The following is a 13,091-nucleotide window of genomic DNA, read 5'->3' on the forward strand; positions in this document are numbered from 1 at the left end:
TTCCCCGTTCGTCCCGTCCCCGCTCCAGGAGAGAAGCATGACCGACAGCATCGGCATCGCCGTCATCGGCGCCGGCATGGCCGGGCAGGCCCACGCGGCCGCCTACCGTGTGGCGCCCACCCTCTACGATCCCGTCCTGCCCCCGCTGCGCTACGTCGCCGTCGGCGACGTCAACGAGACCCTCGGCGGCCACGTCGCCCGCCGCTACGGCTACGAGAAGGCCGTCGGCTCCTGGGAGGCGATCGCGGCGGACCCCGAGATCGACGTGGTCAGCGTCGTCATCGCCAACCGCTTCCACCGCCGGGCGGTCGAGGGCCTGCTGGAGGCCGGCAAGCACGTGCTGTGCGAGAAGCCGCTCAGCGACACCCTCGAGGACGCCCGCGCCATGGCCGCCGCCGCCGAGCAGGCGGAGTCCATCGCCCGGATCGGCTTCACCTTCCGGCGCACTCCCGGCATCGCCGCGATCCGCGACCTGATCCGCGGCGGAACGCTGGGGAAGGTGCTGCACTTCAGCGGCCGGTACTGGACCGACTACGGCGTGAACCCCAAGGCGCCCATGAGCTGGCGGTACCAGGGCGGCCCCGGCTCCGGGGCGCTGGCCGACGTCGGCAGCCACCTGGCCTACGTCGCGGAGTTCCTCTGCGGTGACATCGCCTCCGTGTCCGGCGGACGCCTGGCCACCACCATCACCGAACGCCCGCTGCCGGTGGGAGCGGTGACCGGGCACGACATCGGCGAGGTCAGCGACGTCCACGAGCCGGTCGAGAACGACGACTACGCGGCCTGCTCCGCCGAGTTCGCCTCCGGCGCCGGCAGTCTGGAGGTCTCCCGGGTGGCCGCGGGGCACCCCAACACCCTGACCTTCGAGGTGTTCTGCGAGAAGGGCGCGGCGCGGTTCACCCAGCTGCGCCCGGCCGAGATCGAGCTGTTCCTGCGCGAGGGGCCTGAGGCCACCAACGGCTATCGCACCGTCAACCTCGGCCCCGGGCACCCCTACCTCGGAGGCGGCCTGGCCATGGACGCCCCGGGCGTGGGCTTCGGGCAGAACGACGCCTTCGGCTACCAGGCACGGGCCTTCCTGGAGGAGGTCGCGGGTCTGGACGAGTCCGTCTCGCTGCCGCGCAACGCCTCCTTCGACGACGGCGTGCACAACATGGAGGTCCTGGCTGCGGCCGTGGAGTCCGCCACCCACCACGGAAAGAAGGTCGTCCTGTGAAGCTCGGCGTCTACAACGCAATCCTGCACGATCGCCCCCTGCCCGAGGCCCTGAAGGTCATTGCCGACCTCGGCCTGACCGGCATCGAGATCAACACGGGAGGTTTCCTGCCGGCCGTCCACGTCCCGGACATGGACGAGATCCTCGTCAGTGACGCCGCCCGCGACGACTACCTGGGCGTCTTCGAGGGCACCGGCGTCTCGATCGCCGGCCTCAACTGCAACGGCAACCCGCTGCACCCCAAGCCGGCGATCGGCGAGAAGCACGCCGAGGACATCCGCCGCTCCATCCGGCTGGCCGAGCGGCTGGGCCAGGACCGCGTGGTGACGATGTCCGGGCTGCCCGGCGGGGAGCCCGGGGCCACGGTGCCCAACTGGATCGTCAACGCCTGGAACTCGGCCTCCCTGGACGTGCTGGACCACCAGTGGGGCCTCGTCGCGGACTTCTGGCGGGAGACCGACCGGATGGCCGCCGACCACAGCGTCAAGGTGGCCCTGGAGCTGCACCCGCAGAACGTCGTGTTCAACACCGCCGACGTCCGCAAGCTCATCGAGCTGACCGGCGCCACCCATGTGGGGGTGGAGCTCGACGCCTCGCACCTGTTCTGGCAGCAGATGGATCCGGTCGCCGTGGTGCGCGAGCTCGGCCCGCTGATCTTCCACGCGGCGGCCAAGGACGTGCGGATCAATCGTGAGAACGCCGCGCTCTACGGCGTCCTGGACAACAGCTTCCGCCGGCTCGGCCCCGAGGAGGAGCGCACCAACCTCGGCGGCGACGAGTGGGCCAACGAGTGGCCGACGGATTCCGCCTGGGACTTCGTGGCGCTCGGGCGCGGCCACGACACCGCGTACTGGGCGGAGTTCCTCGCCGCCCTGCACGAGGTCGACCCGGACATGGCGGTCAACATCGAGCACGAGGACGTGTCCCTGGGGCGGATCGAGGGGCTCGAGATCGCCGCGGGCGTCCTGAAGGACGCCGCCGCGTCCGTCCCCGCCCTGCGCTGACCGCGGCCGCCCCTCCGGCGGGTCCCCTCCGGCTCCGGAGGGGACCCGCCCGCTGTCCGGAGGGGACCCGCCTGCGCTCCGGGGCTGCCGCCGCGGCCCTCCGTCCCGGAGCCGGCCGCGGGACGGAGGGCCGCGCGGCTAGAGCTCTCCGGTGAGGAACTGAGCGGTGCCCAGGCCGAAGGACCAGTCCTCGCGGGTGTTCTCGGTGACGGAGACGATGAGGTCCTGCGGGTCCAGGCCGGTGCGCTCCTCGAGGCGGTCGGCCAGGGCGCGGTACATGGCCTGCTTCTGGGCCTCGCTGCGGCCCTGCTGGGTGACCTGGACGACCACGAGGTCGTCGGTGCGGGTGTAGCCCAGCCCGGTGTCCTCGGCGATGATCTGCCCGGGCCGGTGCTCGGTGATGATCTGGTAGCGGTCGCGGGGCGGGGCGGCGAAGGTGTCGAGCATGACGTCCTGGACGGTGTCGGCGAGCTCGCGGAGCTGGGCGGGGGAGCGGCGGTCCTGGACGACGTCGATGCGCACGAGGGGCATGGTCGGAGCCTTTCGTTCGGTGCGGGCGGGAGGTGTGGGTGCGGTGCCGGGCGGTCCTGCAGGGGTGGTCCGGACGGTGCAGAACTCTGCTATGAGAATTTGACCATATGTCAGGACATATTGGAAGAGTGCACGGCATGCCCGACGACGCCGGGCGCGCGGGGCCCCGTCAGCCCCGGCGTGCGGGCCGAGCCCCCCGGGGCGGCCGCCCGGTGACGTGCGCGGCCGCCGTGGGGGAGAGCCGCAGGGCGCCGAGCAGAGGCACCAGGAGCAGGGCGGCGACGGCCACGAGGGCGGCGCGGTGCGGGAACAGTTCGCCGGTCCCGGGGAGTGCGTCCGCGGTGGTCGCGGACAGCTGCAGGACGAGCGCGCCCAGGGCGATTCCGAGCCCGGTGGCCAGCTGCGCGCTGGTGGCGGACAGGGCGTTGGCGGAGGACAGCTGGTCCGGTCCCACGTCCGCGAACTGCAGCGAGTTGTAGGCGGTGAACCCGACGGAGCGCAGGGCCCCGCTGAGCAGCAGGAGGCCGGTGACGAGCCACAGGGGCGTTCCCGGGGTGAGCAGGGCGAGCGCCGCCACGGTCGCCGTGCCGCCCGCGACGGAGCCGACGAGGACGGTGCGGAACCCGAACCGTCGCAGCAGCGGAGTGGTCGCGGGCTTGACCCCCACGTTGCCCACGAACACCGCGGTCACGAGCAGTCCGGACTCCACGGGCGAGCGGCCGAAGCCGTCCTGGAGCAGCAGCGGCAGCAGGAACGGCACCGAGCTCACGGCCGCCCGGTAGGCGAGGCCGCCCGAGTTGGCCGCCCGGTAGCCGGGGATCCGGTAGACCCGCAGGTCCAGCAGGGGGTTCGCGGTGCGCAGCAGCCACCGGGCGGCCACGGCCCCGCTGAGCGCCGCGGCGCCGAGCAGGACGACGGCGGCGCCGGCCCACTGCCCGTGCGGCAGGAGCTCCAGTCCGGCGACCAGACCGAACACGGCGGTCGTGCACCAGAACAGCCCCGGCACGTCGAGGGGTCGCGGCTCGGTCCCGGTGTCGCGGACGAGCCACAGCGCCGCGACGAGGGCCGCCGCGCCCACCGGGACGTTGACCAGGAAGATCCAGTGCCAGCTCGCCCAGGACGTCAGCAGTCCGCCCACGAGCGGTGCGAGCACGGGCGCGAGCAGCGCGGGCCACGTGATCCAGGCGATCGTCCGCAGCAGGTCCCGCCGGTCCGTGGCGCGCAGCACGATGAGCTGCCCGACCGGGACCATCAGGGCGCCACCGAGCCCCTGCAGGGCCCTCCCGGCCACCAGGGCCGCGAGGCTGCCGCTCACCGCGCACAGCACGGAGGCCAGTGTGAAGACGGCGATGGACGTGCAGAACACCCGCCGGGGGCCGAAGCGGGCCGCGAGCCATCCGCCCACGGGGATGAACGCGGCCACGGTGACGAGGTAGACGGTCATCGTGAGGCCGACCTCGGCGCTGCCGACGCCGAGGTCGGCCGCGATCCGCGGAGCCGCCGTGACGAGGATCGTGCCGTCGAGGTGCTCCATGAACAGCACCGCCGCCACGAGCAGGCCGAGCCGGCGGCTCCACGGGGGAGGGTCCGCCGGCTCGGCCCCGGGGCGGGCCCGGGCGTGGACGCCCGGACGGGACGCCGCGGAGCCGCTCAGCGGCCGAAGGGCAGCCGGGGGTCGACCGCCGACTCGTCCCAGGTCCGGCGGATCCAGCCGTGGTGGGGGTCGTCGCTGATCAGCCACTCCCGCACCCGGCCGGGGCCGGCCATGACGTTGAGGTAGTACAGGTCGTAGCCGGGGGTCGCCATGGCGGGGCCGTGCCAGCCGTAGGGCACCAGGACGACGTCGCCGGAGCGCACCTCGGCGCTGACGTCGATGGGCCGGTCGTCCGAGGCGTAGACGCGCTGGTAGCCCATGGGATCGGTGCCGTGGCCCTCCGGGGCGGGCATGCCCTCGGCGAGCTGCGTCTCGAAGTAGTAGATCTCCTCCAGCGCCGTCTCCCCGTCCTTCTCCTCGTCGTGCTTGTGCGGCGGGTAGGAGGACCAGTTGCCCGACGGGGTGAGCACCTCGCACACGATGAACCGGTCGGCCTCCAGGGCCGCGGGCGTGCCGAAGTTGTGCACCTGGCGCGAGCAGTTCCCCGCCCCGCGCAGCTCCACCGGGATCTCGTCGCGGCTCACGAGCCGCGTCGGGTGCTCCGCACGGGCGGGCGCCGAGGCCACGGCCACCCGGCCGCCGGTCGGGGCGGACACGGTCAGGTCCCGGCGGATCCCGGTGTAGAGCACGTCGGTGGGGCCGGCGAAGACGGACGGGCGGCCGGCGAGGTCGTAGCTCTCCCCGCCCGTCTCCGCCGTGAAGCTGCCCGTGAGGGGCACCACGATGCGCTCCTCCTCCGCGGCGTCCAGGCTGATCTGCTCGCCCGGGCCGAGGTCGGCCACGCGCAGGCCCGTGTGGGCCCAGCCGGGGACCTCGGTGGTGGAGTCGTGGCCGCCCAGGGAGACGAACCAGCCGTCCTGGGCGGCGGAGTCCTTGGGGTGGACCCAGTCGGGGCGGGAGCTGTCGGTGTGCATGGGTGGGTGTGCCTTCCGGTGTCGTCGTCGTGCGGTGGTTCCGGGCCGGAGCGCCGGTGCTCAGTGCTGGACGAGGGTGAGCTCGAACGTGTACTTGTCGGCCCGGTACACGTGCCGGCCGGTCTCGACCTGGCGGCCGAGGTCGTCCATGGCCGTGCGGTGCATGCTGACCAGCGCGGCCCCGGGCTCCACCCCCAGCTGCTCCGCCTGGAACTCGTCGGCCGAGACGGCGCCCACCCGCTGGTGGGCCAGCTGGAAGTTGACGCCCTGGCCGCGCATCAGCGAGTACAGCCCCTCGTCCTCGAGCTGCTCGCGCGTGAGCTCGCAGAGCCCGCACGGGATCCAGTTCTCCATGAGGGCCAGCGGCTCGCCGTCCGTGCTCCGCCGGCGCACGAGGTGGTAGACCTCGTCGCCCGGGGCGAGCCCGAGCAGCAGCGCCACCTCGTCGTCGGCGGGGACCCGGGCGAAGTCCAGCACCGTGGTGCTGGGCCGGCCCCCGCTGCGCTGGAGGTCCTCGTGCAGGCTGGTCAGCTCGAGCGAGCGCCGGACCTGGCTGCCCACCACCTGGGTGCCCACCCCGCGCTTGCGCACCAGCAGCCCGGCGCGGACGAGCTGGTCCATGGCCTTGCGCATGGTGGGGCGGGACAGGTTGAGCCGGTTCGCGAGATCGATCTCGTTGTCCAGCTTGGTGCCCGGGGGCAGCTCACCGCTGCGGATGGCGTCCTCGAGCCCCTGCGCCACCTGGTGGTAGAGGGGCACGGGGGAGGTCTTGTCGACCGTGAGGTGGAGCGGGCCGGACATGGGGACCTCCAGGGGCTGGACCGTGCGTGCACGACTGCGGACGCCCTCCATTGTGGCCGATGGCATGTGTGCATGTCCATACAATGTGTTGACATTGGTGAGCCGGGTCACCCAGGATGAACCGCGGGCCGGTCCCGGTCCGACCCCCGTCCCGCGAGAGGAACCCTGCCATGACCGTCCGGATCGGACTGATCGGCGCCGGCCGCATCGGCGCCATGCACGCCGCCAACCTCGCCGCCCTGCGCACTCCGGAGGGCGCTCCGGCGGTGCGGCTGAGCATCACGGACGCCGTGCCCGAGCAGGCGGCCGCCGTGGCCGCCCGGACGGGGGCGGCCCCGCGGCCCACGGTCCGGGCGCTGCTCGACGACGGCGTGGACGGCCTCGTCGTGGCGACCGGCACGGCCTCCCACCCGGAGCTGATCCGGGCCGGGCTGCAGGCCGGGCTGCCGGTCTTCTGCGAGAAGCCCGTGGCGCTGTCGGTCGAGGAGGCGATGCCCCTGCTCGACGAGATCGAGCGCGTGCAGGGCGTGGTGCAGATCGGCCACCAGCGCCGCTTCGACCCCGGCTACGTCCGCGCCCGGGAGCTCCACGCCTCGGGGGCGCTGGGGTGGTTGCACACCGTGCGCGCCGTGACCGGTGACATGACCCCGCCGCCCGTGGAGTTCCTCGCGACGTCGGGCGGGCTGTTCCGGGACTGCTCCGTGCACGACGTCGACGTCCTCCGGTGGATCACGGGCCGGGAGGTCACCGAGGTGTACGCCCGCGGGTCCAACCGCGGGGACCCCCGGATCGGCGAGGTGGGCGACGTCGACACCGCGCTCGCCGTGCTCACCCTCGACGACGGCACGGTGGCGACCGTGGCCGCGACCCGCTACAACGGGGCGGGCCACGACGTGCGGCTCGAGCTGCAGGGCTCCCAGGGCTCGGTGGCCGTGGGGATGGACGAGCACATGGCCATGCGCTCGGCCGAGCCGGGCGTCGGGTTCCCCGCGGGACCGCCGCACACGACGTTCCACGACCGCTTCGCCGAGGCCTACCGCCGGGAGATGGCCGCCTTCGTGCAGGTGGTGCGCGGGGAGATCCCGAGCCCCTGCACGGCCCGGGACGCCGTGGCCGCCTCCCGGGTGGCCGATGCCGCCCAGCGCTCCCTCGAGACGGGCGCCGCCGTCCGGGTGGAGCCCCTCGAGGCGGCCCCCGGGGCGGGACGGCCGGCCGGCCGCCGGTGACCGCGCCCGCCGGCGGCCCCGGCGAGGCCGGCCGGGCGGATCGGGTCGTTCAGACCAGGACGATGGTGCGGTTGCCGGAGAGCACCACGCGGCCCTCGGCGTGCCACTTCACGGCGCGGGACAGCGCCTGCATCTCGGCGTCGCGGCCCACCGCCACGAGGTCCGCGGGAGTGTGGGCGTGGTCCACGGGCATGACCCGCTGGGCGATGATCGGGCCCTCGTCGAGGTCCGCCGTCACGTAGTGGGCCGTGGCCCCCACCATCTTCACGCCCCGGGCGTAGGCCTGGTGATAGGGCTTGGCGCCCTTGAACGAGGGCAGGAACGAGTGGTGGATGTTGATGCACCGCCCCGACAGCTCGCGGGTCAGCTCGTCGGAGAGCACCTGCATGTAGCGGGCCAGCACGACCAGCTCGACGTCGTAGCGGTCCACGAGGTCCAGCAGCCGGCCCTCGGCCTGCGGCTTGGTCCCGGCCGTGACGGGGATGTGGTGGAAAGGGATCCCGTGCCACTCCACGAGGCTCCTGTGGTCGAGGTGGTTGGAGACCACCGCCACGATCTCGATGGGCAGCTCGCCGATCCGGGTGCGGTGCAGCAGGTCCGTCAGGCAGTGGGAGAAGCGGGAGACCATCACGAGCACCCGCGTCCGGCGCTGCACGGAGACGAGCCGGAACCGCATGCCGTGCTGCTCCGCGACGGGGGCGAAGCCGTCGGTCAGGGACTCGACGGTGGCCGTGCCGGCCTCGCTGACGGTGTGGCAGCGGATGAAGAACTCGTCGGTGAAGCGGTCGGAGAAGTGCTTCACGTCGAAGATGTCGCAGCCCTGCTGCGTCAGGTTGGACGTGATGGCGCTGACGAGCCCGTGGGCCTCGGGGCAGTGGACGGTCAGGACGTGTTCGACGGTCCCCTGGGCGGGCATGGGCGGGCTCCTCGGCGCTGGTGACGGGTGCGCCGCGCGGTGCGGCCCCGGCTGGGGCGTGCGCGGCCCTCCGATCCTAGCCCCAGCGGGCCGGGACGGTGTGCCGGGCGCGGTGTAGACCGATGGCCGCGGGAACGGGCGGTAGGAGTCCGCCCGGCGCGGGGAGAGATGCGCCTCCTATGGAGGACCCGCGGCCATCGGCAGGCGTTGCACGCCTCAACAGAGGAGAGCCGTGGGCTGAGCGGCTTTCAGAACACGGATGCCGCAGACGGTGCACCCCCCAGTGCGTCCGAATCGGTCCGATCCGTGCAATTTCCCCCATTGCTGTGGTTCTCACCACGTTTGCAACTTTATCCGACGCGGCACCGCGTCCGCACCCGCTTTCCCCAGAAGATTCCCGGAACGGGGCGTGCAGGGCGGGGGAGCGCCGCCCGGTGGGCCGGCCCGGCAGCCTCCCGAGGCCGCGGATCCGCCGGAAATACGGCTCCCACCAGCCCTTTCGCGCCGGGAGCGGCCGGCGTCCGCTGCGGGGGGTGCCGGCCGCTGTCCCCCGAAGTACGGACAGGACCGGTGCGCCCGCACCACCCCGCGGCGGGCGGGTCAGGCGACGCTCGTGTTGAACAGCAGGCCGAGGAGATAGGTGGCCAGGGCGGCGCCGTAGCCGATGGCGAGCTGGCGCAGCCCGCGCTTCCAGGGCGAGGCCCCGGAGAGCAGTCCGACGAGTCCCCCGGTGACCAGCAGGGCGATCCCGACCAGGACGAGGGCCACGGCCATCGCGGGGATCCCCGTGAGGCCCGCGAGGTACGGCAGGATCGGGATGATCGCCCCGGAGGCGAAGAAGCAGAAGCTGGACGCCGCCGCCCCCAGGTCCGTGCCCAGGGCCACGGTGGAGTGCTGGGCCGGCTCGTCCTCGACGGTGTCCTGGAACGACCGGGAGGGATCGCAGTCGCACTCGTAGTAGCCCAGCCGCTCCGCGGCGCGGTGCTCGGCGGCCTCCTCGCTCATGCCCCGGGCCCGGTAGATCAGCACGAGCTCGTTGGCGTCCAGATCCAGGTTCGGGGCCACGTGCAGCGTCACCTGGGTCGGCTGGGAGGCGTCGAGCAGCTCGCGCTGCGAGCGCACGGAGACGAACTCCCCGGCCCCCATGGACAGCGCGCCCGCGAGCAGGCCGGCGATCCCCGCGAAGAGCACCATCCCGGAGGAGGTCCCGGTGGCGCCCACGCCCATCACCAGGGCGAGGTTCGACACCAGGCCGTCGTTGGCTCCGAAGACCGCCGCCCGGAAGTTGCCGGAGAGCTTGTGCCGGCCCTCGGTGGCGAGCGCGCGGATGATCTCCTCGTGCACGGCCTCGTCCGCCGCCATGGCGTCGGACGCGTCCTGCTCGCGCTCGTAGGGGGAGCGGCTCTCGGCCCGCTGGAGCAGGGCCAGGACGAAGACGGAGCCGAAGTGCGCGGCGAGGAAGATCAGCAGCCGGGAGTACAGGGACGGCCGGGCCTCGGACCCGGCGTGCGGGCCGAGGAGCCGGACCCAGTGCTCGGCGTGGCGCCGCTCGGCCTCGGAGACCTGGTGCAGGATCTCCCGCTCCCGGCCGGTGCTGCGGGCGGCGAGGAGGGCGTAGATCCGTGCCTCGGCGCGCTCCTCCGCGAGGTACTTGCGCCAGCGGCGGATCTGCCCCCGCTCGGATCGGCCCGGGTGGGAGGTGTCCTCCCACGAGGTGGGGGAGTCGGGTGCGGGTGTCATGGGGCCTTCCTCGGGCCCGCGGCGGCACGGGGCGCGCGGGGTCCGACCGGGGAGCTTGCGGTGTGCTGCGGAGGGGCCCGTCCGTCCGGGGGCACGGGCGGACCGCCGGCACCGGTCGTCGGGCCCGGGACGGCGGCGGGCCGACGGGCGGCGGGCACCCGGGAGCGGCTCCCCTTCGCTACCCGACGAGTGTAGACCCGCGGGGGCGCCGCCGGAACTCGGGGCCGGTGCCTTGCGGACCGCTCAGCGGGAACCGGCCGCCGCGGGGCGGCGCAGGATCGCGTACGCGGCGATCCCTGCGAGCATGCCCCAGAACGGGGAGACGATGCCGTAGGGGGCGATCCCGGAGACCGTGACCACCAGGGTGATGAGCGCCGCCTCGATGACCGCCGGCTGGTGCCGGCCGGGGTGCATGCTGTCGAAGAAGGAGCCCTGCAGCGCGCCCAGCAGGGCCACGCCGGCGAGGGCGGTGATCATCCCCGGAGGGATCGCCGAGAACGCGGCCACGATGGTGTCCGCGAACAGGCCGAACAGGACGTAGAAGAACCCGCACGAGACGCCGGCCACGTAGCGCCGGGCGATGTCCGGGTGGGACTCGGGACTGGTGGCGATGCCCGCGGTCACGGCCGCGAGGTTGAGGGCGTGGCTGCCGAAGGGCGCGAAGGCGACCGACGCGACGCCCGAGGCGCCGAGCAGCAGGCGGTCCCGGGCGTCGTAGCCGGCCGTGTGCATCATGGCCAGGCCCGGGGCGTTCTGCCCGGCCGCGGTCACGATCAGCAGCGGAATGCTGATCCCGGCGATCGCGTCCCACGAGAACGTGGGCAGCGTCAGCACCGGCTCGGTGAGGGAGAGGTCCAGGACCACGGGTTCGATCCGTCCCCGGACGAGCGCCGCCAGCACGCCCAGCGCCAGCGCAGCGAACACCGCGTAGCGGGGGAAGAACCGCCGGCCCAGGAGATAGCCGAGGACCAGGGCGCCCGCCACCCACGGGTTCTCGACGACGGCCGCGGCCACCTTGATGGAGAAGGGGAAGAGGACGCCCGCCAGGACGGCGGCGGTGATGGGCTTGGGCACCGCGGCCAGGATCCGGCCGATCAGCCCGGTCACGCCCAGGAGCAGGCCCAGGACACCGGTGACGACGTAGGCGCCCACGGCGTCGGAGAAGGAGTAGTTGCCGAGCGAGGTGATCAGCAGCGCCGCCCCCGGGATGGACCACGCCACCATGACGGGCTGGCGGGTCCACACGCTCATGAGCGCGCACGTGAGACCCGAGCCGACCGAGATGGCCCACAGCCAGGAGGAGGTGAGCTCCGGGCTGAGCCCGCCCGCCCGCGCGGCCTCGAGGACCACGAGCACGGGCCCCGAGTAGGAGACGACCACGGCCACGAGGCCCGCGAGGACCGCCGACGCGGACCAGTCCCGCCGGAGCCCGCGGCCGGAGTGCCCGGCGGACCGGGTGGTGCTCGGCACGTGGCGGCTCATGGAGTGCTCCCGGATGACAGAACGCGCAGCGGTGGAACGGCGGACCGTGCCAGCCTAGGACCTCGCCCCGCGGGAGATAAATATCAGTCCCGCATGATTCCCGGTGCACAGCATATGAGTGCTCCGGCGGGCGTCAGGAGTCGACGGTGTCCGGCGCCGCCGGCGTGCGCCACTGCCGGCGGTCGGGGGCGATGACGTCGGCCTCGTCACGGGTCTCCGCGGGGAAGGACCCCACGCCCCAGTGGAAGCGGTACGGGTCGGCGCAGCCCCAGCCGAAGCGCAGGCCCTCGACGAGCTTCTGCGCCGCCTCCGGGAAGCCCAGCGGCGCGGTGGTCCACGGCTGGTCCCAGCCCGCGGGCTCGTTCCACTCGTCCTCGTGGAAGAAGGTGGCGTCCACGGGCCAGGCCGCGTTCGCGAGCTGGCCGCCCGAGAGCACGGCGCACTCCACGCCGTGCGGGCCGACCCCGGCCCACGCGACGGGCGCCTCCGACCGGTCGTCGCAGCGCTCGTACTCCACGACGAGGAAGTCGTTCCAGGGCAGCCGGGCGAGCACGGTGGCGATGAGCCGGCGCAGGTCCTCCCAGACGTCCTCGCCGGCCACCGGGGTGGTCTCGTCCGGGAGGACCACGCCGATGCCGGCGCGGCCGAGCATCTCCTGGGCCTCCGGGGTGGCCAGGTCGGACCAGGTCCTCGTGTCGGCGAAGCCGTCCCCGGCGGGCTCCCCGGCGGGCTGGCGGGCGGAGGCGAAGCGCATGGCCTCCTCCCACGAGCCGAAGAACCGGCGGACGCCGTCGAAGTAGGGCCTGCGGGTGCTGTGCGCCTCCTGCTCGACCACCCACCGGCCGTAGCGGGCCGTGGTCGGGTGGTGGCCGGCGCTGCGGCAGTGGGAGAGGAACGCCGTGACGGCGGTCGTGTACTCCTCCTCCGTGAAGGCGCGCTCGAGCGCCGGCTCGGCGCCGGCCCGCAGCCCGATCCGCTCGAGCGCCACGTCCCAGCGGCCGCCGCCCAGGCGCTGGGCCACGGTGCGGTCGGGCACGGGCCAGTGGTGGGCGAGCGTGCACAGGAACTCGGAGTCCGTGCACAGCCCCAGCCGCGCGATCTCGTAGCTGTGCGCGCTGAGCGGACGGCAGGCGGTCTCCCGGGCGCAGTGCTGCTGGGCCGCACCGATCAGGCCGAGGGTCCGCCGGGTGAGGGAGCCGTCGGCGTCGGAGACCGCGAGGAGCCCGGTGACGTCGCGGACCAGGTCCGTGCTGAGGTTCAGCGCGGCGTAGTCGGGGGCCGGGGTCAGCCCGAGGTGCTGGGCCATGACCAGCCACACGCCGGCGCCGACGGCGCCGTCGTTGATCTCGGGGGCGGCGGCGTCCTGCGGGAACCGCTGCCCGAGGTGCGCGATCGCCGCGTCCAGCAGGGCGGCCGGCTCCTCCGGGAACAGCAGCTGGAAGCGCATGCGCACCTGGCCGCGGGTCATCCCGCGGTCGGCCATCGCGTGGATCAGCGAGCCGTAGCGCTGCACGAAGGCTGCGAGTCCCGCCACGGCGTGAGGCATGGAGGGTCCTCCGGTCGAGTGGTCGGACCGGCTCGGGGAAGGCGCCCGGGCCGAGGGGGCT

The 13,091-nt window shown here is 73.7% G+C and carries 11 protein-coding genes; 3 read left to right on the forward strand and 8 right to left on the reverse strand.

All coding sequences use genetic code 11. From position 1 onward, the window contains the following. Positions 1 to 37: 37 nt before the first annotated feature. Together AVL61_RS10695 and AVL61_RS10700 are read left to right on the forward strand one after the other, a co-directional pair. On the forward strand, positions 38 to 1,216 hold the full coding sequence (locus AVL61_RS10695) for a Gfo/Idh/MocA family protein (protein WP_058874317.1): 1,179 nt from the start codon (positions 38 to 40) through the stop codon (positions 1,214 to 1,216). After that, complete coding sequence (locus tag AVL61_RS10700; protein ID WP_058874318.1) at positions 1,213 to 2,220, forward strand: sugar phosphate isomerase/epimerase family protein; 1,008 nt, start codon at positions 1,213 to 1,215, stop codon at positions 2,218 to 2,220. Before AVL61_RS10695 ends, AVL61_RS10700 begins: the two co-directional genes overlap by 4 nt. 138 nt (positions 2,221 to 2,358) lie before the next feature. On the opposite strand, the gene AVL61_RS10705 is transcribed toward AVL61_RS10700, so the two are convergent. The 4 genes from AVL61_RS10705 to AVL61_RS10720 all read right to left on the reverse strand — a co-directional run bounded on the left by AVL61_RS10705 (position 2,359) and on the right by AVL61_RS10720 (position 6,120). Next, the gene (locus tag AVL61_RS10705; protein ID WP_058874319.1) at positions 2,359 to 2,751 is read right to left on the reverse strand and encodes a tautomerase family protein; all 393 of its coding nucleotides are present in this window, start codon (positions 2,749 to 2,751) and stop codon (positions 2,359 to 2,361) included. A gap of 169 nt (positions 2,752 to 2,920) precedes the next feature. Next, entirely contained in the window at positions 2,921 to 4,285 is a 1,365-nt protein-coding gene (locus AVL61_RS10710) for an MFS transporter (protein WP_157571379.1), read from the reverse strand. Between the two features lie 116 nt (positions 4,286 to 4,401). After that, complete coding sequence (gene iolB / locus AVL61_RS10715; protein WP_058874320.1) at positions 4,402 to 5,319, reverse strand: 5-deoxy-glucuronate isomerase; 918 nt, start codon at positions 5,317 to 5,319, stop codon at positions 4,402 to 4,404. 60 nt (positions 5,320 to 5,379) lie between these two features. Then, entirely contained in the window at positions 5,380 to 6,120 is a 741-nt protein-coding gene (locus AVL61_RS10720; RefSeq protein WP_058874321.1) for a GntR family transcriptional regulator, read from the reverse strand. 170 nt (positions 6,121 to 6,290) lie between these two features. Between AVL61_RS10720 and AVL61_RS10725 the strand changes: the two genes are divergently transcribed. Continuing rightward, entirely contained in the window at positions 6,291 to 7,346 is a 1,056-nt protein-coding gene (locus tag AVL61_RS10725; protein WP_058874322.1) for a Gfo/Idh/MocA family protein, read from the forward strand. A 49-nt stretch (positions 7,347 to 7,395) separates the two neighbouring features. On the opposite strand, the gene purU is transcribed toward AVL61_RS10725, so the two are convergent. From purU to AVL61_RS10745, 4 genes are all read right to left on the reverse strand, one after another. Continuing rightward, positions 7,396 to 8,262: a formyltetrahydrofolate deformylase gene (gene purU / locus AVL61_RS10730; protein ID WP_058874323.1), complete on the reverse strand. Its 867-nt coding sequence runs from the start codon at positions 8,260 to 8,262 to the stop codon at positions 7,396 to 7,398. Between the two features lie 600 nt (positions 8,263 to 8,862). Beyond that, positions 8,863 to 10,002 carry a VIT1/CCC1 transporter family protein gene (locus tag AVL61_RS10735; protein WP_058874324.1) on the reverse strand — a complete coding sequence of 380 codons (1,140 nt, stop codon included), beginning with the start codon at positions 10,000 to 10,002 and terminating at the stop codon, positions 8,863 to 8,865. 243 nt (positions 10,003 to 10,245) lie between these two features. Further along, positions 10,246 to 11,484, reverse strand: coding sequence for a benzoate/H(+) symporter BenE family transporter (locus AVL61_RS10740; RefSeq protein WP_058874325.1), 1,239 nt, complete (start codon positions 11,482 to 11,484; stop codon positions 10,246 to 10,248). Positions 11,485 to 11,617: 133 nt separating this feature from the next. After that, positions 11,618 to 13,030: a TY-Chap domain-containing protein gene (locus AVL61_RS10745; protein ID WP_058874326.1), complete on the reverse strand. Its 1,413-nt coding sequence runs from the start codon at positions 13,028 to 13,030 to the stop codon at positions 11,618 to 11,620. Positions 13,031 to 13,091 lie beyond the last annotated feature (61 nt).

Source organism: Kocuria rosea subsp. polaris, from assembly GCF_001483755.1.
GTDB lineage: Bacteria > Actinomycetota > Actinomycetes > Actinomycetales > Micrococcaceae > Kocuria > Kocuria cellulosilytica.

Excerpts from the sequence above, each read along its gene's own strand:
- AVL61_RS10695 (WP_058874317.1), top strand. The coding sequence starts at position 38 with ATGACCGACAGCATCGGCATCGCCGTCATCGGCGCCGGCATGGCCGGG.
- AVL61_RS10705 (WP_058874319.1), bottom strand. The coding sequence starts at position 2,751 with ATGCCCCTCGTGCGCATCGACGTCGTCCAGGACCGCCGCTCCCCCGCC.
- AVL61_RS10710 (WP_157571379.1), bottom strand. The coding sequence starts at position 4,285 with ATGGAGCACCTCGACGGCACGATCCTCGTCACGGCGGCTCCGCGGATC.
- iolB (WP_058874320.1), bottom strand. The coding sequence starts at position 5,319 with ATGCACACCGACAGCTCCCGCCCCGACTGGGTCCACCCCAAGGACTCC.
- AVL61_RS10720 (WP_058874321.1), bottom strand. The coding sequence starts at position 6,120 with ATGTCCGGCCCGCTCCACCTCACGGTCGACAAGACCTCCCCCGTGCCC.
- AVL61_RS10725 (WP_058874322.1), top strand. The coding sequence starts at position 6,291 with ATGACCGTCCGGATCGGACTGATCGGCGCCGGCCGCATCGGCGCCATG.
- purU (WP_058874323.1), bottom strand. The coding sequence starts at position 8,262 with ATGCCCGCCCAGGGGACCGTCGAACACGTCCTGACCGTCCACTGCCCC.
- AVL61_RS10735 (WP_058874324.1), bottom strand. The coding sequence starts at position 10,002 with ATGACACCCGCACCCGACTCCCCCACCTCGTGGGAGGACACCTCCCAC.
- AVL61_RS10740 (WP_058874325.1), bottom strand. The coding sequence starts at position 11,484 with ATGAGCCGCCACGTGCCGAGCACCACCCGGTCCGCCGGGCACTCCGGC.
- AVL61_RS10745 (WP_058874326.1), bottom strand. The coding sequence starts at position 13,030 with ATGCCTCACGCCGTGGCGGGACTCGCAGCCTTCGTGCAGCGCTACGGC.